Origin of the sequence: Nocardia sp. N2S4-5 (genome assembly GCF_044628355.1) — a bacterium.
Taxonomy (GTDB): Bacteria; Actinomycetota; Actinomycetes; order Mycobacteriales; family Mycobacteriaceae; genus Nocardia; species Nocardia wallacei_B.
Window position 1 is genome coordinate 894377 of record NZ_JBIUPM010000001.1, and the last position, 23394, is coordinate 917770.

Sequence of the window (23394 nt, forward strand, 5' to 3'; positions counted from 1 at the left end):
AATCCACTGCACGATCGCGATCCATACCGTGATGCTGAAAATGCCTTCCATCTGCGGTGTTTCGCGGGAAGGTGAGCATCGCCGCCGGGCTGTCGGCCTGTCTCGCAGGCGAACCGCGAAATCGCACAGTCGCGGCGACCGGAAGCGGCATCGACCACGCGTCCTCGACGTCCTTCTGCGTGACCGATTTTCAGATTGTTCCGCGGTTCTAGCAAACCAACCAATCCGTACTCGCGGCGGCAACGACTGCCGGTGGAGCCGGTGTTGCTAGGTACTTGCCCCGGTTGTCGCGTAACCCGTTGTCTCGACCGTCGAACGGAGCGTTTGCATGACCTCGTTGGCCCCCGAGTCCGCAGGCTACACCGAGTCGGAAGCCGAAGGCCGGTTCCCTCTCTCGGCCGCGCAGACCGGGATCTGGAATGCCCAGCACATGACTCCGGACGTGCCGCTGACGGTCGCCCAGTACGTCGAGATCCGGGGCCGCCTCGACATCGGAGCGCTCGACCAGGCGATCGTCGGCGCCGCGGCGGATCTGCAGAGCCTGTGGCTGCGGGTGGTGGAGGTGGACGGCACGCCGTGGCAGCTGGTGGACTCCGCGGTGTCGCTGGCCTGCGAGGTGGTGGATATGCGCGCGGAGGCCGAGCCGCGCGCCGCGGCCCGGCGCTGGATGGAGCGCGACGCCAGCGCGCCGATGCCGTTGTCGGGCCCGCTGTTCCGGTCCGCGGTGTTGCTGGTCGCGGAGAACGAATACCTCTGGTACGCGAAGATGCATCACATCGCGATCGACGGTTACGGCGCGATGCTGCTGGTGGCCCGCATCATCGAGCGGTACAACGCGGCCGTGTCGGGCACCGAGCCGAGCCCGGCCAGCGCCGGCGACCTGTATGAGGTCTACGCGGCGGAGCTGGAATACCGCGACTCGGCGAGTTTCGTGGAGGACCGCCGATACTGGCTCGACCGTTTGGCGGGGGTGCCCGAGTGCTTCGAGCTGAGCGATCGCCCGGCGCCGGCCGGGGCGGGGCGGCGCACCGCGACCGGCGCCGTCGACACTGCGGCCACGGCGCTGTTCGGTTCCGCGCGTGAGCGTTTCGGCGTCTCGCGGCCCGCGCTGTTCGCCGCGGCGCTGGCCGGATACTTCTCGGCGGTCACCGGCAGCGCCGACGTGGTGCTGAGCCTGCCGGTCACCGCGCGCACCACGCCGCTGCTGCGGGCGTCGGCGGGATACGTCTCGAACGTGGTGCCGCTGCACCTGCCGGTGGACCCGGGCGCGACGGTGGACCACCTGGTCCGCACGGCCGCGGACCGGTTGGAGGAGGCGCTGCGGCATCAGTGCTACCGGCACGAGGACCTGCGCCGCGACCTCGGCAGCGCCAACAACCGGCGCGGTTTCTTCGGGCCGGTCGTCAATCTGATGCTGTACCACAACCGGATGCGTTTCGGCGACGCGGACGCGACGGTGCACGTGGTGTCCACCGGGCCGGTGGAAGACCTGTCGATCAATATCTACAACGGCGCCGGTGACGCCGGACTGCACGTGGACTTCGTCGGCAACCCGGAGCGGTACGACGGCACGGAGCTGCGCGCGCATCATCGACGATTCCTCGCCTACCTCGGCCGGTTCCTCGCGGCCGGACCACAGGCGGTGGTGGCGGATCTGCCGCTGCTGAGCGCGGACGAACACGAGCGGCTGACCGCGCAGGCCGCGGCGCGGCACCCGATCGTGTCCGACGAACACACCCTCACCGACCTGTTCGACGCGGCGGCGCGGGCGCACGCCTCGGCCGTGGCGGTGCGCTGCGGCGCGGACAGCCTCGACTACGGCGAACTGGACCGTCGCGCGAACCGGCTGGCGCGCAAGCTGATCCAAGCGGGCGCCGGACCGGAGACACTGGTCGCGGTGGCCCTGCCGCGTTCGGTGGACCTGATCGTCGCGCTGCTGGCGGTGATCAAATCCGGCGCCGGGTACCTGCCGGTCGATCCGGCATACCCCGCCGACCGCATCGAGTACATGCTCACCGACGCCCGGCCGGTGTGCGCCGTGACCACCCGCGACGTGCGTGCCGCGCTGCCGCCCGGGACACCGGAGCTCGACCTGGGCGCACTGTCCTCGGACGACGGCGACGGGTCACCGCTCACCGACGCCGATCGGCGCGTGCCGCTGCGGCCCGACCACATCGCCTACGTGATCTACACGTCCGGTTCGACGGGCCGCCCGAAGGGCGTACAGATCCCGCACCGCAACGTCACCACGTTGTTCGCGAGCACCCGTGCCCACTTCGGGTTCGACCACACCGATGTGTGGACGATGTTCCACTCGCACGCCTTCGACTTCTCGGTATGGGAACTGTGGGGTCCGCTGCTGCACGGCGGGACGCTGGTGGTGGTCGACTACCTCACCTCGCGATCGCCCGAGCAACTGCTGGAGCTGCTGCGACGCGAGCGGGTCACGGTCCTCAGCCAGACCCCCTCGGCGTTCTATCAGCTCGACGCCGCCGAAGCTCTTGCACAGCAACACGACCCGGACGACGAGCCGCCACTGGCGTTGCGGCACATCGTCTTCGGCGGCGAGGCCCTCGAATTACGCCGTCTGGCGGACTGGTTCGACCGCCACGGTGACCGGGCGCCGGTACTGGTGAACATGTACGGCATCACCGAAACCACGGTGCACGTGACGCATCGAGCCCTGGACCGGTCCGACGTGAGCCGGCCGAACGCCGGCGGCATCGGCGCGGCGATCCCGAGCCTGCGCACCTTCCTGCTGGACAACCGGCTACGCCCGGTCCCGGCGGGGGTGCCGGGGGAGATCTACGTCGCGGGGGCACAATTGGCCCGCGGCTACCTCGGGCGGCCGGGCCTGACCGCGGCACGCTTCGTGGCGAACCCGTTCGGCGCGCCCGGATCCCGGCTGTACCGCTCCGGCGACCTCGGCAAGCGCATCGGCGACGGCGCCCTGGACTACCTCGGCCGCGCCGACGACCAGGTGAAGATCCGCGGCTTCCGCATCGAACTCGGGGAGATCGAGGCGGCCGTGCTGGCGCAGGACGGGGTGCGGACCGCGGCCGTCGTCGTGCGCGAGGACGTTCCCGGCGACAAGCGCATCGTCGCCTACCTCACCGGACGACCGGGGACGCCGCCGGACACGCGCGCGGTGAGCGCGGCGGTCGCGGCCGTGCTGCCGGAGTACATGGTGCCCGCGGCCTTCGTGGTGCTCGACGCGATCCCGTTGACCGCCAACGGGAAACTGGACCGGCGGGCGCTGCCCGCACCGGTCGCCGAGGTCCGCGACTACCGCGCGCCCCGCACGCCGATCGAATATGCGACCGCCCGCACCCTCGCCGACGTGCTCGGCGTGGACCGGGTGGGACTGGACGACGGGTTCTTCGCGCTCGGCGGCAATTCGCTGTCGGGGACCCAGGCCGCCGCGCGCCTCGGCGAGCAGGTCGGCGCCCGGCTGCCGGTCCGGCTGTTCCTCGAGGAGGCGACCGTCGCCGAACTCGCGGCGCAGGTGGAGCGGCACGTCGGCAGCGGCGGCAGCGCGCCGCTGACCCCGCGGCCCCGGCCGGACCGCATCCCGCTGTCGCCCGCGCAGCAGCGGCTGTGGTTCATCAACCGGTTCGACCCCAGCTCGAGCACCTACAACATCCCGTTCACACTGTGCCTGAGCGGCGAACTGGACGTGACGGCGCTGCGCGCGGCGCTCGGCGACCTGGTCGAGCGCCACGAGACGCTCCGCACGATCTTCCCCGACGGCCCCGACGGACCGTGCCAGGTGGTACTGCCCGCCGCGGCCGCCGCCCTGACGCTGCCGGTCGTCGACGTCGACCCGGCGGAGGTGACCGGCCGGGTCCGCGAGTTCGCCCGCGGCGGATTCGATTTGACGACCGAGACATCGCTGCGCGCGCGGCTGTTCCGCACCGGCCCCCGCGAGCATGTGCTCGCGCTGGTGATCCACCACGTCGTCGCCGACGGCTGGTCGCTGAGCCCGCTGTCCGACGACCTCTCCGCGGCCTACCGGGCACGCCGCGCCGGACGCGCGCCCGACTGGCGGCCGTTGCCCGTCCAGTACGCGGACTACAGTGTGTGGCAACGTGATTCGCTCGGCGACGAGTCCGTGCCCGGTAGCCGCGCGGCGGTGCAGCTGGCCTACTGGACCGAGCAGCTGGCCGATCTCCCGGACGAGCTGACCCTGCCCTACGATCGCCCGCGCCGCGCCACTCAGTCGTTCGAGGGCGGGCGGGTGCCGGTCACGCTCGACGCGGAGTTGCACGCGGGGCTGGCGGAGGTGGCGCGGGCGGGCAACGCCACGCCGTTCATGGCCGCGCACGCGGCCTTCGCGGTGCTGCTCGCCCGGCTCTCCGGGATGCCCGACGTCGCGGTGGGCACGCCCATCGCGGGCCGCGGCGAACGCGAATTGGACGGCGTCATCGGCATGTTCGTGAACACGCTGGTGTTCCGGGCCCGGGTCGAGGCGGGCGAATCGTTCGCGGCGCTGCTGGCCCGCCAGCGCGAGGTCGACCTCGGCGCGTTCGCCCACGCGGAGGTGCCGTTCGAACGGCTCGTGGAGGAACTCAACCCGGTGCGCTCCACCGCGCGCCACCCGCTGGTGCAGGTCGGCTTCTCGTTCCAGAACCTGGACCCGGTACGGCTGGACATGCCCGGGCTCACCGTCTCGGCTGCCGAGATCGACACGGGGATAGCGCAATTCGACCTGCAACTCGTCGTCACCGACACCTACGACGATACCGGCGCGCCCGCCGGTATCACCGGTCACCTGGCCTACGCGTCGGACCTGTTCGACGAGTCGACCGCCGCCGCCATCGCCGCACGCTTCCGCCGGATCGTGCGTGACGTCGTCGCCGCGCCGCGCCGCCCCGTCGGCGACATCGACGTGCTGGACGCGACCGAGCGGCGGCGAATGCTGCACGAGTGGAACGACACCCGGCATCCGGTCCCGGCCTCGGACACCCTCGCCGCGCTGTTCGCGGCGCAGGCCGCGCGCACGCCGCACGCGGTCGCCATCATCGCCGACGGCTACGAGAGCGAACCGGTCTGGTCGCTCACCTACGGTCAGCTCGCCGAACGGGTCAATCGCCTGGCGCGCCACTTGATTTCGCGGGGCGTCGGACCCGAGACCCGGGTGGCGCTGGGCATGCGCCGGTCGGTGGACCTGATCGTCGCCATGTACGCCGTATCGGTGGCGGGCGGCGTCTACGTGCCGCTGGATCCCGACCAGCCCGCGGATCGGCTGGGTCACGTGCTCGGCACCGCCGCGCCGCTGTGCGTGCTGAGCACTCGCCGTGATCGCGCGCGGGTCACCGCTGACGTCCCGGTGCTCGAGGTGGACGCGCTGGAGCTGTCCGCGGAGTCGGCGGCGCCGGTGACCGACGGCGATCGGCTCGCCCCGCTGCGTCCTGAGCACACCGCCTACCTCATCTTCACCTCCGGCTCCACCGGCCGCCCCAAGGGCGTCGCCGTGCCGCACCGCGCCATCGCCAACCAGCTGGCCTGGAAGCGCGCGACCTTCGCGATGGACGGCGAGGACACCGTGCTGGTGAAGACCGCCGCCACCTTCGACCTGTCGGTGTGGGAATTCTGGTCCGGCACGGCCTGCGGCGGCCGCACGGTGGTGGCCGCACCCGGCGGGCACCGCGACCCGGTGTATCTCGCCAAAGCCATGGAGCAGCACCGGGTTTCGGTGCTGCACGCGGTGCCCTCGACCGTCGACGCGCTGCTGACCACCGGCGCGTCCCTGCCGTCCGCGCTGCGGACGGCGCTGGTCATCGGCGAGGCCCTGCCCGGGCAGACCGCGTGCCGCTTCCGCGAGAGCAACCCCGGCGTCGACCTGTGGAACCTCTACGGCCCCACCGAAGCGGCCGTCTCGGTCACCGCGCGCCGCGTGGCCGACGAGCACGCGGGCACCGTGCCGATCGGCGTCCCGGAGTGGAACACCCAGGTGTACGTGCTCGACGCGTACCTGCGCCCGGTGCCGCCGGGAGTGGCGGGTGAGCTGTATCTCGGCGGCGCCCAGCTGGCCCACGGCTATCACCGCGCGCCGGCGCTGACCGCGGAACGCTTTGTCGCACATCCGTTCTCGCAGCATTCCGGCGAACGCCTCTACCGCACCGGCGATCTGGTGTCCTGGAACTCCGCCGGAGAGCTGGAATACTTGGGCCGCACCGACTTTCAGGTGAAGGTTCGCGGGTTCCGCATCGAGCTGGGCGAGGTCGAGACCGCGCTGCTGGGGCTCGACGAGATCGGCGCGGCCGCGGTGATCGCGCACGGCGAACGCGCGGGCGACCGTCTCGTCGCCTACGTGGCGCCCGCGCCCGGCGCGACGATCGACACGGCGGCGGTGACGGCACGGCTGACCGACGTGCTCCCGTCGTACATGGTCCCGTCGGCGTTCGTCGTACTCGAGGCGCTGCCGCTGAACGCCAACGGCAAGCTGGACCGCAAGGCGCTGCCCGAGCCGGTGTTCGAGATCGCCGAATTCCGGCCGCCGGTGGGGCCGATCGAGCGGCTCGTCGCGGGCGCCTACGCCGAGGTGCTCGGGCTGCCCCGCGTCGGCCTGGACGACGACTTCTTCGGCCTGGGCGGCAATTCGCTGGCCGCCACCCGGGTGGCGGCGCGGCTGAGCGCGGCGATGCGCGCGCCGATCGGAGTGCGGCTGATCTTCGAGGCGCCCACCGTCGAGGCCCTGGCGACGCTGGTGGGCAAGCAGTCCGGGACGCGGGCGCGCCCGGAGTTGGTGGCCGCGCCGCGACCCGAGCGGATCCCGCTGTCCCCGGCGCAGCAGCGGCTGTGGTTCCTGAACCGGTTCGACCCGCACTCCGGCGCCTACAACATCGCGCTCTCGCTGCGGCTGCACGGCGAACTCGACGTGGACGCGCTGGCCGCGGCGCTCGGCGATGTGGTGGGGCGGCACGAATCGCTGCGTACCGTCTACCCCGACGGGCCCGACGGACCGTGCCAGGTGATCGTCACCGAAACCGAAGCGACTCCGGCCCTTTCGATCGTTCCGGTGCGCGCGGCGGACGTCGAGACCCGCCTGCGCGCGCTGGCCGCCACCGGTTTCGACGTGACCACCGAGACCCCGCTGCGCGCGGAACTGCTGCGCACCGCGCCCGACGAGCATGTACTCGGGCTGGTGCTGCACCACATCGCCGCGGACGGTCGCTCGCTGACGCCGCTGGCGGGTGACCTCGCCGCCGCCTACTCGGCTCGCCGCGCGGGACGGACGCCGCGCTGGGAGCCGCTGCCGGTGCAGTACGCGGACTACAGCATCTGGCAGCGCCGGGTGCTCGGCGACGAGGACGATCCGGTGAGCGTCGCCGCGAACCAGGTCGGCTACTGGGTCGATCGCCTGGCCGGTCTGCCCGACTGCCTCGAGTTGCCGGTCGACCGGCCGCGCCCGGCCGTGGCGTCGCACCGCGGCGCGTCGCTGGCGCTGCCGATGGATGCCGCGCTGCACGCCGCCGTGGTCGGCCTGGCCCGCCGCACCGAGACCAGCGTGTTCATGGTGACCCATGCCGCCCTCGCGGCCCTGCTGGGACGGTTGGGCACGACGGGCGACGTGTGTGTCGGGACCCCGATCGCCGGCCGCACCGACGCGCAATTGGATCCGCTGGTGGGGATGTTCGCCGGGACTCTGGCGCTGCGCACCCGGGTGGACGGGGCCGAGCGCTTCACCGACCTGCTCGCCGCGGTCCGGGAGACGGATCTGGACGCGTTCGCGCACAACGACATTCCGTTCGAACGCGTCGTCGAGGTGCTCAACCCGGCGCGCTCCACCTCGCACCATCCGCTGTTCCAGGTCGTGCTCTCGGTACACGACTCGGCGCCGGAGAGGGTGCGGCTGCCCGGGCTCGAGGTGCTGGCCGACCAGGTCGAGACCGGCATCTCCATGTGGGATCTGCAGTTCACCCTCACCGAGCGCTACACCGCCGACCGCACGCCCGACGGCATCGACCTGCGGCTGACCTACGCCACCGACCTGTTCGACGCGGCCTCGGCCGCGCGCATCGCCGAACGCTACGTCGGATTGTTGTCGGCCGTCGCGGCGAACCCGGCGACCGCGATCGGCGACGTCGATCTGCTGGCCGCGCCGGAACGCGCCGCGCTGGCGCCGGCCCGCGGCGCCCAGGCGGCGGACCCGATCACCTTCGTGGAGCTGTTCGACCGTGCCGCGCGCGCGAACCCGTCCGCCGAGGCACTACGCGCGGGCTCGACTCGGCTGACCTACCGCGAACTCGCCGAGCGCTCGAACCGGCTGGCACACAAGCTGATCCGGCAGGGCGTCGGTTCCGGCGACGTGGTCGCGCTGGCCTTCCCGCGCTCGGTGGATTCGGTCCTGGGCGCTCTCGCGATCGCCCGCACCGGCGCCGCCTTCCTGCCGATCGACCCGTCCCTCCCGGACGACCGAATCCGCCACATGCTGTCCGACGCGCAAGTACGCCTCGGCCTGACAACCACACCCGCCGCGCCCCACCTGCCGAACCAGATCCACTGGCTGACCCCAGCCGATCCCACCCCCGCCGTCTCCGCGGCCGGACCCTCCGTCGCGACCGATGGGTATGCCGCCGGTGCGTTCGACGCCGCGCCGATACGGACGCCGCGCGTCGATGATGTCGCCTACCTGATCTATACCTCCGGCTCCACCGGGACACCGAAGGGTGTCGCGGTGACCCATCGCGGGCTGGCGGGGTTCGCGGCCGAGCAGCGCGAGCGGTACGGGGTCGAAACTGGTTCTCGGGTGCTGCATTTCGCCTCGCCGAGCTTCGACGCGTCGATTCTGGAGATGCTGCTGGCGTTCGGTGCCGGTGCGCCGCTGGTGCTGGCGCCCACCGACGTGTACGGCGGTGACGAGCTGGGCGAGTTGCTCGACCAAGAACGGATCACCCATGCCTTCGTCACGCCCGCCGCGCTGGCCACCGTCGACCCGGATCGCCACCCGCTGCCGGAGCTGGCGTGCCTGATCGTCGGCGGCGACGCCTGCGACGCGGAACTGGTGCGCCGCTGGGCGGCGGCCCGCCGGATGTTCAATGCCTACGGACCTACCGAATCGACCGTCGCGGTCACCGTCAGCCCGCTGGAGCCCGGCGCGCCGATCGAACTGGGACGCCCGATCCGCGGCGTCACGGCGGTGCTGCTGGACGCGCGGCTGCGCCCGGTGCCGCCCGGCGTGGTGGGCGAATTGTATTTGGCCGGTGCGGGTTTGGCGCGCGGCTATCACCGCAGGCCGGCGCTCACCGCGGACCGGTTCGTGGCCGACCCGTTCGGCGCGGCGGGCGAGCGCATGTATCGCACCGGTGATCTGGCGCGCTGGACCCCGACCGGCGCGCTGGCTCTGGTCGGCCGCGCCGACGACCAGGTGAAGGTGCGCGGGTTCCGGATCGAACTGGGCGAGATCACCGCCGCCGTCGCGGCGTGCCCGGAGGTCCGGTTCGCGCACACCGAGGTGCGGCGCGACCACTCCGGCGCACCGCACATCGTCGCCTACCTGGTCGGCGCGGGCACGGCCGAACCCGACACCGGCGCGATCCGGGAGCGGGTGGCCGCCCGGCTGCCCGCGCACATGGTTCCGTCGGCGTTCGTCGCGCTGTCGTCGATCCCGCGCACGCCGACCGGGAAGCTGGACCGGCGGGCGCTGCCCGAGCCGGACTTCGGCGCGCTCGCCCGGCCGGGTCGGGAACCGGTGACGCCCAACGAGATCCTGGTCGCGGCGGCGATGGCCGAGGTGGTCGGGGCGGACACGGTGTCGGCCGACCACGCCTTCTTCGACCTCGGCGGGAACTCGCTGTCGGCGACGCGACTGGTGGCGCGGATCGCCGCCCGGTCGGGGCATCGGCTGGGCGTGCGGTCGGTGTTCGAGCATCCGACCGCGGCCGGGCTGGCCGCGCTGCTCGACGCCGCCGACCGGGAGGGCCGCACCGGGCAGCGCGCGCTGACCGCCGGGCAGCGCCCGCGCCGGATCCCGCTGTCGACCGCGCAGCAGCGGCTGTGGTTCCTCAACCGGTTCGACACCGCCTCGAGCGCCTACAACATCGCGATCGGGCTGTGGCTGCGCGGCCCGCTGGACGTGACGGCCCTGCGGCAGGCCCTCGGTGACGTGGTGGAGAGGCACGAGAGCCTGCGCACCCTCTTCCCCGACTCCGACGCGGGACCGAGCCAGGTCGTCCTGCCCGGCGCGGAGGCGCATCCGGAACTGCCGCGCAGCGAGGGCACGCCCGACCAGGCCCGCGAGCGCGCGCGGGACCTGGCGGCGCGGGGCTTCGATCTGGTCGCCGAGGTCCCGTTGCGGGCCGAGCTGATCCGCACCGGCGACCGGGAACACCTGCTGGCCATGGTGATTCACCACATCGCCGCGGACGGCTGGTCGCTCGAGCCGCTGGCCGCCGACGTGACCGCGGCGTACGAGGCCCGGCGATCGGGCAGCGCGCCGGAATGGAAGCCACTGGAGGTGCAGTACGCGGACTTCAGCGTGTGGCAGCGCACCGTGCTCGGCGACGAGGACGATCCGGACAGCGTGCTCTCGCGGCAGATCGGCTACTGGACCGACCGGCTCGCCGGACTGCCGGAATGCCTGGAACTGCCGGTCGACCATCCCCGCCCGGCGGTGGCCTCCCAGCGCGGTGCGGCGGTGTCGGCGCAATTGAGCGCGGCGCTGCACGCCCGGCTGACCGACCTCGCCCGCACGCGCGGCGCGAGCCTGTTCATGGTGGTGCACACGGCGCTCGCGGTGCTGCTGGCCCGGCTGTCGGGCACCCGCGACATCGCGGTCGGCACGCCGATCGCGGGCCGCACCGAGGCGCAGTTGGACCGGCTGATCGGCATGTTCGTCGGGACGCTGGTGCTGCGGACCGACGTGGACGGCGGCCGCTCGTTCGCCGACCTGCTGGCGGCCGTGCGCGAGGGCGACCTGGACGCGTTCGCGCACGCCGACGTGCCTTTCGAGCGGCTGGTGGAGCTGCTGAACCCGGCCCGCTCCACCGCCTGCCACCCGCTGTTCCAGGTCATGCTGTCCATGCAGGACGCGCAGCCGGTGCGAATGACCCTGCCGGAGCTGGAGATTCACGGCGAGCGCATCGACGCCGCGGTCGCGCGCTTCGACCTGCAGTTCACGCTGACCGAATCGCACACCGGCGACCACACGCCCGCGGGCATGGATCTGCGCCTCGACTACGCCACGGATCTGTTCGAATCCGGGACGGCCGAACGCCTGCTGCGCCGCTTTATCGCGATCCTCGACGCGGTGGCGGCCGACCCGGGAGCCGTGGTCGGTGACCTCGAGGTGCTCGACGAGTGGGAGCGGTCGGCGCTGGTACCGGCGCGCGGCGGGGCCGCGCTGCCCGCGGCCACCCTGGGCGAGCTGTTCGCGCGCGCGGCAACCGCGCCGGAACACGTTGCGCTGCGCTGTGATTCGCTGTCGGTGTCCTACCGGGAACTCGACGAGCGGGCGAACCGCCTGGCCCGGATGCTGATCGGCCGCGGCGCGGGCCCCGGCGACACGGTGGCGCTGGCCCTGTCGCGGTCGGTGGAATCGGTCGTGGCCGTGCTCGCGGTCGCCAAGGCGGGGGCGGCGTATCTGCCGGTGGACGTGCGGTATCCGGCGGAACGCATCCGCCACATGCTCGCCGACTCCGGCGCTCGCCTCGGCGTCACCACCGCCGCCGACCGGGCACACCTGCCGGACACGGTCGACTGGGTGACGATCACCGACTCCGGCGACACCCGCCCGGTGACCGCCGCCGATCGGGTGCGGCCGCTCTCGGTGGACGACGTGGCGTACGTGATCTACACCTCCGGCTCCACCGGCACCCCGAAGGGTGTCGCGGTCACCCACCGCGGCCTGGCGAACTTCGCGGCCGCGATGCGCGACCGATACGGTGTCGAATCCTCCTCGCGCACCCTGCATTTCGCGTCACCGAGCTTCGACGCCTCGGTGCTGGAAATGCTGCTGGCGTGGTGTGCGGGTGCGACGATGGTGATCGCTCCGGCGGATGTGTACGGCGGTGACGAGCTGGCGGAGTTGCTGGATCGGGAGCGGGTGTCGCACGCGTTCATCACCCCGGCGGCGCTGGCGAGTATCGACGCGCGCTGGGAGCTGCCGCACCTGCGGTCGCTGGTGGTGGGCGGTGAGGCGGTGGGCGCGGATCTGGTGAGGCGCTGGGCGACCGGTCGCCGGCTGTTCAATGCCTACGGACCCTCGGAAGCGACTGTGGCGCCGGTACTTTCGGACGCGCTGCGGCCGGGTGAGCCGGTCGTGCTGGGTGGTCCGATCGGTGGTGTGGGTGTGGTGGTGTTGGATGGTCGGTTGCGTCCGGTGCCGGTGGGTGTGGTGGGGGAGTTGTATGTGTTGGGTTGTGGTGTGGGTCGGGGTTATGTGGGTCGGGTGGGGTTGTCGGCGTTGCGTTTTGTGGCGTGTCCGTTTGGTGGTGTGGGTGAGCGGATGTATCGGACGGGTGATGTGGTTCGGTGGTCTGTGGGTGGGGGTTTGGTGTTTGTGGGGCGGTCGGATGATCAGGTGAAGGTGCGGGGGTTCCGCATCGAACTGGGCGAGATCACCGCTGCCGTCTCCGATTGTCCCGGTGTGGGTTTCGCGCACACCGAGGTGCGCGACGACGCGGTCGGGCAGCCGCGGATCGTGTCGTACGTGACGGCGGAGGGCACCGGCGCGGCCGACCCCGAAGCGATCCGCCGCCACGTCGGCGACCGGCTGCCCGCGCACATGGTGCCGTCGGCGATCGTCGTGCTCGCCGCGGTCCCGCGCACCCCGGCGGGCAAGCTGGACCGTGCCGCGCTGCCGGAGCCCGAGTTCGACGCGACCGGCGGCCGCGCCCCGGCCACGCCCAGCGAGGAACTGGTGGCCGCCGCGATGGCCGAGGTGGTCGGCCAGGAGACGGTCTGCGCCGACCACAGCTTCTTCGATGTCGGCGGCAACTCGCTGCTGGCCACCCGACTGGTGGCGCGGCTGGCGACCCGCACCGGCCACCGGTTCCCGGTCCGGTCGGTGTTCGAGCATCCGACCCCGGCCGATCTGGCGGTACTGCTCGACGAGCGCCCGGCCGACGCGGACGGCGCCCGGCCCGCGCTCACACCGCGCGAACGCCCGGGCCGCATCCCGCTGTCCTCCGCGCAACGCCGCCTGTGGTTCCTCAACCGCTTCGACGCCGGCTCCGGGCTGTACAACATCCCGCTGGCGCTGCGGATGCGCGGCGCGCTCGACGTGGAGGCGTTGCAGACCGCGCTGCGCGACGTCGTGGAGCGGCACGAGGTGCTGCGCACCGTCTTCCCGGACTCCGGTGACGGCCCGTACCAGTCCGTCCGCGCGATCGACGCGCTGTGGCCGCAGGGCACGCCGCTGCGCGAACTCGGCCCCGACGCCGCGTCGATCGCCGAATTCGCCACCGCCGGTTTCGATCTCACCGAACAGCCGCCGCTGCGGGCGGGCCTGTCCCGGGCCGGCGCCGACGAGCACGTGCTGGTGCTGGTGGTCCATCACATCGCCGCCGACGGCTGGTCGCTGGGACCGCTGGGTGCGGACGTGGTCGCGGCCTACGAGGCCCGCCGCGCGGGCGCCGCGCCGCGGTGGGAGCCGCTGGCGGTGCAGTACGCCGACTTCAGCCTGTGGCAGGACGAATTGCTCGGCGAGGCCGACGATCCCGAGAGTCTGTCGGCGGCACAGCTCGACTACTGGCGGCGGACCCTGGCCGGACTGCCGGAATGCCTGGAGCTGCCGTGTGATCGGCCGCGGCCGGAGGTGGCTTCGCATCGCGGCGCATCGGTGGTGACACGGGTGGACGCGGCGGTACACACGGGCCTGGTGGAGCTGGCCCGCCGCCACGACGCCAGCGTGTTCATGGTCCTGCACGCGGCGCTCGCGATGTTGCTCGCCCGGCTCGGCAACACCGACGATGTCGCGGTCGGCACCGCGGTGGCCGGGCGGTCCGAGGAACAGCTGGACCGTCTGATCGGCATGTTCGTGGCCACCGTGGTGCTGCGAGCCCGCGTCGACGCCGGGCGGAGCTTCGCCGAACTGCTCGGTTCGGTGCGCGACGGCGATCTGGACGCGTTCGCCAACGCGGACGTGCCGTTCGAGCGGGTCGTGGAGGCGCTCGACCCCGTCCGGTCCACCGCCCATCACCCGCTGTTCCAGGTCATGCTGTCGGTGCACGACGACCGGCCCGAGGTGATGCGCCTGCCCGGCCTCGAGGTGGTAGGCGAGCCGATCGACTCCGGTTCGGCGAAATTCGATCTCCAGTTCACCCTCACCCAGTCGTGGACGGCCGACCGCGCACCCGGCGGCATCGAGGTGCACCTCACCTACGCGTCCGATCTCTTCGGCGCCGGGACCGCCGAACTGCTCGCGGAGCGGTTCGCCCGGGTACTCGCCGCCGTGGTGGCGCGTCCGCAGACCGCGGTCGGCGACATCGATCTGCTGACCGCCGGAGAACGGTCCGCGCTCGTGCCCGCGCACGGCGGCCCCGCCGTGGCGGCCCGGCCGCTGGCCGACTGCTTCGCCGCGGCGCTGGCGCTCGGCCCGGACCGGGTCGCACTGCGGAGCGCGACGGCGGAGTGGACGTACCGGGAGCTGGACGAGCGGGCGAATCGCCTGGCGCGCGGGCTGATCCGGCACGCGATCGGCCCCGGCGACGTGGTGGCGCTGGCGCTGCCGCGTTCGGCCGAGTCGGTGCTCGCCGCCTTGGCCGTCACCAAGACGGGCGCGGCCTACCTGCCGATCGACCCGCGTCATCCGGCCGAGCGCCTCCGGCACATGCTCACCGACTCCGGCGTCCGGATCGGGCTCGCGGCCGACGCGGACGCGCTGCCGGACGGCGTGCGGTGGGTGACACCGGCCGAACTGGACAGCGGCGACCCGGCCCCGGTGACCGATCGCGACCGGGTTCGGCCGCTGTCGGTGGACGAGGTGGCGTACGTGATCTACACGTCCGGGTCGACCGGCGTGCCCAAGGGCGTGGCGGTCACCCATCGCGGTCTGGCCAATTTCGCCGCGGCCCAGCGGGAGCGCTACCGCATCGAACCCGACTCGCGCACATTGCATTTCGCCGCGCCGATCTTCGACGCCTCGGTGCTGGAAATGCTGCTGGCGTGGTGTGCCGGTGCGACGATGGTGATCGCTCCGGCCGATGTGTACGGCGGTGACGAGCTGGCGGAGCTGCTGGACCGGGAGCGGGTGTCGCACGCGTTCATCACCCCGGCCGCGCTGGCCAGCATCGACGCGCACCGCTGGCCGCTGCCCGCGCTGCGGTGCCTGGCCGTCGGCGGCGAGGCCTACGGCCCGGAGCTGATGGAACGCTGGGCGCCCGGCCGGATGTTCCGAAACGTCTACGGCCCCACCGAAACCACCATCGTCATGCTGATGTCGCAACCGCTGCGGCCGGGTGAGCCGGTCGTGCTGGGTGGTCCGATCGGTGGTGTGGGTGTGGTGGTGTTGGATGGTCGGTTGCGTCCGGTGCCGGTGGGTGTGGTGGGGGAGTTGTATGTGTTGGGTTGTGGTGTGGGTCGGGGTTATGTGGGTCGGGTGGGGTTGTCGGCGTTGCGTTTTGTGGCGTGTCCGTTTGGTGGTGTGGGTGAGCGGATGTATCGGACGGGTGATGTGGTTCGGTGGTCTGCGGGTGGTTTGGTGTTTGTGGGGCGGTCGGATGATCAGGTGAAGGTGCGGGGGTTCCGCATCGAACTGGGCGAGATCACCTCCGTCGTGGCCGCCGAGCCCGGAGTTCAGCTGGCGCACACCGAGGTTCGCGCGGACGACACCGGGGAACGGCGCATCGTGACCTACGTCGTGCCGACCGGATCCGCCGCGCTCGACCCCGCGGCGCTGCGGGCCCGCGCCGGGCGGCGGCTGCCGTCGCACATGGTTCCGTCGGCGATCGTGGTGCTCGCCGACGTGCCGCTCACCCAGACCGGCAAGTTGGATCGCAAGGCGCTGCCCGAGCCGGTTTTCGCTGTCGAGTCCGCCGCCGGTCGCGAACCGTCCACGCCCACTGAGCGACTCGTGGCGGCGGCGATGGCGGAGGTCGTCGGCCGCGACCAGGTGTGTGCCGACCACAGCTTCTTCGAACTCGGCGGAAACTCGCTGATGGCAACGCAATTGGTGGCGCGGATCGCCGCGACCACGGGCCGGCAGCTCGCGGTCCGCGCGGTGTTCGAACAGCCGACACCGGAGGGACTCGCCGCGGTGCTGGACGCCACCGAGCACACCGCGGCGCGACCGGAACTGACCGCGCGCGAACGGCCGGAGCGGATCCCGCTGTCGCCGGCGCAGCAGCGGCTGTGGTTCCTCAACCGCTTCGACACCACCTCCGGCGCGTACAACATCCCGGCCGTGCTGCGGATGCGTGGCGAACTCGACGCCGACGCGCTCGCCACGGCGATCGCGGACGTCACCGATCGCCACGAGGTCCTGCGCACCGTCTATCCCGAGAGCGCCGATGGCCCCGCGCAGGTGGTGCTGCCCGCCCACCGGCCGCCGCTGCCGGTCATCGACCGCACGCCCGGCGATCTGGCCGCCGCCATCGGCGAATGTGCTTCCGCCGGTTTCGATCTCGCCGTGGAACCGCCGCTGCGCGCGGCCCTGTTCCGCGTGTCGCCCGGTGAGCATGTGCTGGTGCTGGTGGTGCATCACATCGCGGCCGACGGCTGGTCGCTGGCGCCGCTGGCCGCCGACGTGGCGCAGGCGTACCGGGCGCGGCGGTCCGGGGACGCCCCCGACTGGTCGCCGCTGCCGGTGCAGTACGCCGACTTCAGTCTGTGGCAGCGCGCGGTGCTCGGCGACGAGGACGACCCCGACAGCGTGCTGTCGCGGCAGATCCGCTACTGGACCGAACGCCTGGCCGGACTCCCGGAGTGCGCCGAATTGCCGTGCGACCGACCGCGTCCCGCGGTGGCGTCGCATCGCGGCGCGTCGGTGCTGACCCGGCTCGACGCGGCCGTGCACGCGGGCCTGGTGGAGCTGGCGCAGCGGCACGACGCCAGCGTGTTCATGGTGCTGCACGCGGCCTTGGCGGTGCTGCTCGCCCGCGTCGGCGCGAGCCGCGACGTGGCCGTCGGCACGGTGGTGGCCGGGCGCACCGACCCGCGACTGGACCGGTTGATCGGCATGTTCGTCGGCACGCTGGTTTTGCGGACCGAAGTGGACGGCGGGCACGCCTTCACCGACCTGCTGGCCCGCGTACGCGACGACGATCTGGACGCCTTCGCCCATGCCGATGTGCCGTTCGAGCGGCTCGTGGAGGTGCTCAATCCGGAGCGCTCGTCCGCGCACCACCCGCTGTTCCAGGTCGGACTGTCGCTGAACAACCTGGCTCCGGCCCAGCTGCGGCTGCCCGGCCTGGAGATCCGCAGCGAGGACATCGACACCGCCACCGCGAAGATGGACCTCCAGTTCACCGTGACCCAGTCGTGGCTGGACGACCACCGTCCCGGCGACGTCGAGGTGTGCCTCACCTACGCCACCGATCTGTTCGACGCCGAGACCGCGGAAGCCTTGTCGCAGCGCCTGATCCGTATTCTGACCGAGGTGGTGGCGCGGCCGCGGATCGCCGTGGGCGACATCGACCTGCTCACCCCGGCCGAGCACGCGTCGCTGGTACCCGCCGCCGACGGCATCCCGGCCGACCCGCTGACCCTGCCCGCCGTCTTCGCCTCGTCGGCCGCCGACGCGCATCGCATCGCGCTGCGGTGCGGTTCGGTGCGGCTGACCTACCGGGACCTGGACCGGCGGGCGAACCGGCTGGCGCGGGCGCTCATCGGGCGCGGCCTCGGCCCCGGCGACGTCGTCGCGCTGGGCATGGCCCGGTCGGTGGAATCGGTGATCGGGACGCTGGCCATCGCCAAGACCGGCGCGGCGTTCCTGCCCGTCGACGTGCGCCACCCCGCCGACCGGATCCGGCACATGCTCTCGGATTCCGGTGTGCGAGTGGGACTCACGCGCCCGGCGGACCGGGCGGAGCTGCCCGGCGACATCGAATGGCTGACCCCGGCCGACCTCGAGACGCCGGACACGGTGTCGCACGCGGTGCTCGACACGGTCCGCACCCGGCGGCTGCGGCCCGGCGACACCGCCTACCTCATCTACACCTCCGGGTCCACCGGACAGCCCAAGGGCGTCGCGATCAGCCATCGCGGGCTGCGCAACCTCGCCGCGGAACTGCGCCGCCGCTTCCATATCGACGCCGCTTCGCACACCTTGCACCTGGCCTCGCCGAGCTTCGACGTGTCGGTGCTGGAGCTGTTGATGGCGTGGAGTTGCGGGGCGACGATCGTGGTCGCCCCGGCCGATGTCTACGGCGGTGACGACCTCGCGGCGCTGCTGGAGCGCGAAGCGGTGACCCACGCGGTGACCACTCCGGCGGTGCTGGCCACCATCGACCCGGTGCGCTGGCCGCTGCCGCGGGTTCGCACGCTGGTGCTCGGTGGCGAGGCGTTCGACGCCGACCTGGTCGCGCCGTGGCTGCCCCGCCGCACCGTGATCAACGGCTACGGTCCGACCGAGGCGACGATCGCGACCACGCTGTCGCCGCCGATGCGGCCCGGCCGCCCCGCCGTGCTAGGCCGTCCGCTGCGCGGCGTGACGGCGGTGGTACTGGACGACCGGCTGCGGCCGGTACCGCCCGGCACCGTCGGGGAACTGTACGTCGGCGGCGCGGGCGTCGGCCTCGGCTACCACGACCGGCGGCGGCAGACCGCCGTCCGGTTCGTCGCGAATCCGTTGGGCGGCACCGGAGATCGGCTGTATCGCACCGGCGATCTGGTGCACTGGACACGGGCCGGTGAGCTGGTGTTCGCTGGTCGCGCCGACGACCAGGTGAAGGTGCGCGGCCTGCGCATCGAACTCGGCGAGATCACCGCGGTCGTGTCCGCCTGTCCGGGTGTGCGATTCGCGCACACGGAGGTGCGCGCCGACACCGCCGGTACCTCCCGCATCGTCACCTACGTGGTGTGCGACGAGGCCGCGGTCGGCGCGGTGCGCGAGCACGCGGCGCGCCGCCTGCCCGGTCACATGGTGCCCGAGGCGATCGTCACGCTGCCCGTGCCGCCGATGACCCCGACCGGGAAGCTGGATCGAAAAGCCTTGCCGGAACCGGTGTTCGGGGTCACCGGCAGCGGGCGCGCCCCGGCCACGGCGGCGGAACGGCTGGTCGCCGCCGCGATGGCGGAAACCGTCGGACGGTCCGAGGTGGGCGCCGACCACAACTTCTTCGAACTGGGCGGAAACTCGCTGTCGGCGACCCAGCTGGTCGCGCGGATCGCCGCCGCGGGCGGGCAGCGGCTGGGCGTGCGGGCGGTCTTCGACCATCCCACCCCGGCCGGGCTGGCGGCCCTGCTCGACGTCTCGGGCCCGGTCGCCGCGCGGCCCGCGCTCACGCCGCGGGAACGGCCGGACCGGATCCCGCTGTCGCCCGCCCAGCAGCGCCTGTGGTTCCTGAACCGGGCCGACGTGTCCTCCGGCGCGTACAACCTCCCGGTGGTGCTGCGCCTGCGCGGCGCGCTCGACACGGCCGCGCTGTGGGCCGCGCTGCACGATGTGGTCGAGCGGCACGAGAGCCTGCGCACCGTGTTCCCGGACTCGGTGCACGGCCCCAGCCAGGTGATCACCGACGCCCGGGTCCACCCGGTCACCGTCGACACCGACGCCGAGGGCGCGGCCGAACGCGTACGGCGCTCGGCGGCACAGGGATTCGATCTCACCGCGGAGACCCCGGTGCGCATGCTGCTGCTGCGGCTGGGCGAACGGGACCATGTGCTCGCGGTCGTCATCCACCACATCGCGGCCGACGGCGGCTCGGTGCTCCCCCTGGCCGCCGATCTGCGCACGGCCTATGCGGCCCGCGTCGAGGGCCGCGCGCCCGGTTGGTCGCCGCTGCCGGTGCAGTACGCGGACTTCACACTGTGGCAGCGCGAACTGCTGGGCCGCGACGACGACCCGGACAGCCCGGCGGCCACCCAGCTGGACTACTGGCGGCACACCCTCGCGGGCCTGCCCGAATGCGTGCAACTGCCCACCGACCGGCCCCGCCCGCCGCTGCCCAGCCACCGCGGCGCCACCGTGGTGACGCCCATCGACGCGACGCTGCACCGGGCCGTGCACGAACTGGCCCGCCGCCACGGCGCCTCGGTCTTCATGGTCCTGCACGCGGCCCTGGCGGCGCTGCTGGCGCGGCTCGGCGGCACCGGCGACCTCGCCATCGGCACGCCCATCGCGGGCCGCGAGGACGTCGGGCTCGACGGATTGATCGGCATGTTCGTCGGAACCCTGGTGCTGCGCACCAGGATCGAGCGCGACGACGCGTTCACCGACCTGCTCGCGGCCGTGCGCGAGACCGACCTGAACGCGTTCGCGCACGCCGACGTGCCGTTCGAGCGGCTGGTCGAGGCGCTGGATCCGGTGCGCTCGACCGCGTACCACCCGCTGTTCCAGGTGATGCTGTCGGTACACAGTTCGGCGCCGGTGGCGCTGGAACTGCCCGGCGTCGCGGTGACGGCCGAGCCCGTCGAGATCGAGACCGCCAAATTCGATCTGCAGTTCACGCTGGCGGAGTCGTTCGGCCCGGACGGCGAACCGGCGGGCATCGAGCTGAGCCTCACCTATGCCACCGACCTGTTCGAGGCGCGGACCGCGGGCCGGATGGCCGAGCGGTTCGTCCGGGTGCTCGGCGACGCCGTCGCCACACCCGGCCGCGCCGTCGGCGATCTGGAACTGCTGGCCCCGGCGGAAATGCGGGCGCTCACCCCGGTGTGCGGCCTCGGTCCCTGCGCGGCAACGACTTTCGCGGAACTGTTCGCGACGGCGGTGGCGGTCGATCCGCGGACCGTCGCGTTGCGGTACGGCGCCGAGGAGGTCACCTACGAGCAACTGGACCGACTCACCAACCGGCTGGCCCGGGTGCTGCGCGCGGCGGGCGCCGGGCCGGAGCGGTACGTCGCGGTCGGGATCCCGCGCTCGACCGAGTCGGTGCTGGCGGTGCTCGCGGTGGCGAAGACCGGCGCGGCGTTCCTGCCGGTCGATCCCGCCTATCCGTGGCAGCGCAAGCAGCACATGCTGACCGATTCGGGCACGCGGCTCGGCGTCACCGTCACGGGCTGCCGCGCCGAGCTGCCCGACGGCCCCGACTGGCTGGTACTCGACGATCCACGGTTCGCCGACCGGCTGGCCGCGGTCGCGGACGCGCCGCTGACGGACGCCGAGCGCGGCCCCGGACCGCGCCTGGCCAATCCGGCGTACCTCATCTACACCTCCGGCTCCACCGGAATTCCCAAGGGCGTCACCGTCACTCACGGCGGACTCGCCAACTTCACGCGGGAGCTGGCGGAACGCTGTGCGGTGCATCCGGGTGCGCGGGTGCTGCACTTCGCGTCGCCGAGTTTCGATGCCGCGGTGCTGGATCTGCTGCTCGCCCTCGGCGGCGCGGCGACGCTGGTGATCGCACCGGCCGGCGTCTACGGCGGCACGGAACTGCGGAATCTGCTGCGCGGACAGCGCATTACGCACGCCTTCGTGACTCCGGCGGCGCTGGCGACCGTCGACCCGCACGGGCTCGACGACCTCGAGGTCGTGATGGTCGGCGGCGACCGGACCGGCCCGGAACTCGTCGAGCGGTGGGCGGTGCCGCGCGGCCCCGACGCCGAACCGCGCCGGATGTACAACGCCTACGGTCCCTCGGAGGCGACCGTCGCCGCGGCGCTGAGCATGCCGATGCGGCCCGATGTCGCGGTGACGGTGGGCGGGCCGATCCGCGGGTTCGGCCTGCTGGTGCTCGATTCCCGGCTGCGGCCGGTACCGGTCGGGGTGCCGGGCGAGCTGTACCTGTCGGGCATCGGCCTGGCCCGCGGCTATCACGGACGTCACGGGCTGACGGGTGCGCGGTTCGTCGCGAACCCGTACGGTGCGCCGGGCGAGCGCATGTACCGCACCGGCGACCTGGTCCGCTGGGCGCCGCATGCCGCCGACCGCGAGATCGAATACCTCGGCCGCACCGACGATCAGGTGAAGATCCGCGGTTTCCGCATCGAACTCGGCGAGATCGACGCGGCCCTGGTGCGCCACCCCCAGGTCGATCGCGCGGTCACCACGGCGTTCGAATTGCCCACCGGCGCAGCGGCTCTGGCCTGCTATGTGCAACTGGCGCCCGGCGCCTCCTGCACGGCGGCGGAGCTGCGCGCCCACCTGGTGGATCGGGTGCCGAATTACCAAGTGCCGCAGTCGATCACGGTGATAGACGCACTGCCGGTGACGGTCTCGGGCAAGCTGGACCGCGCCGCGCTGCCCGCCCCGGTGCTCACCGACGCCACCGCGTACCGGGCACCGGCCACGGCCGTCGAGTCGGCGCTGTGCGCGGCCTTCGCGGAGGTGCTCGGCGTCACGCCGGTCGGCGCCGACCACAGCTTCTTCGAACTCGGCGGCAACTCGCTGCTGGCGACCCGGATGGCCGCGGTGCTGCGCGAGTCGCACGGGCTCGAGGTGCCGGTGCAGGCGGTGTTCCTCGACCAGACCCCGGCGGGCATCGCCGCCCGCCTCGACACCGCGGGCGGGACCGAACCGGCGCGCGCCGACGCCGCCTTCGACACCATGCTTCCGCTCCGCGCGGACGGGACCGAACCGCCGCTGTTCTGCGTGCATTCGGTGAGCGGCGTGTCGTGGAGCTACGCCGGTCTGCTGCCGCACCTCGACCCGGAACGCCCGGTGTACGGCGTGCAGATCCCGCACCTCACCGAGGGCGGCGTGGGGCCGGACACCGTGCCGACGCTGGCCGCGCGCTACGTGGAAGAGATGAAGGAGGTACAGCCCGAGGGTCCGTACCACCTGCTGGGCTGGTCGCTCGGCGGGCTCATCGCCTACGAGATGGCGATCCAGCTGCGGGCCGCCGGGGATCGGGTCGCGCTGTTGGCTCTGCTGGACAGCCGCATCCTGGCGGGCGAGCCGGAAGCCGCCGAGCCGACCACCGGCGAACTGCTGGGCGCCCTGCTCGGCGACGACGACCTGAAACGCGTCGAGGTCACGGCCGAACAGGCCGCGGCGCTGCTGAGCGAGCGGTCCGGCCCGTTCGGCGCGCTGACCCCGGAACACGTGGAGCGGCTCTACGCCGGATACCTCGCGGGCAGCCGGATGGGTTCGCGGTACGAGCCCGGCCGCTACGACGGCGACATGGTGCTGTTCACCGCGACCGTCGAGGACGACGGCCCGGCCGCCGGGCGCGGCCCGAATCCCGGTGCGGCGCAATGGCGTCCGCTCGTCGCCGGGGAGGTGCGAGAGCATCTCGTGAATTGTTCGCACGGCGAGATGACCTCGCCCGCGGCGCTGGCCGACATCGGCGCGGTGCTGCGGGCTCGTCTCGAGAGATCCGAGTAGCGGCCATGGACAGGAGATGCTTCTAT

General features: G+C 72.6%; 1 protein-coding gene. It reads left to right on the forward strand.

The features are described from left to right. Positions 1-328: 328 nt before the first annotated feature. Complete coding sequence (locus ACFMRZ_RS04030) at positions 329-23368, forward strand: non-ribosomal peptide synthase/polyketide synthase (RefSeq protein ID WP_400177962.1); 23040 nt, start codon at positions 329-331, stop codon at positions 23366-23368. Positions 23369-23394 lie beyond the last annotated feature (26 nt).

Bases quoted from the DNA above. Each gene is read 5' to 3' on its own strand.
- ACFMRZ_RS04030 (WP_400177962.1), top strand. From the start codon at position 329: ATGACCTCGTTGGCCCCCGAGTCCGCAGGCTACACCGAGTCGGAAGCC.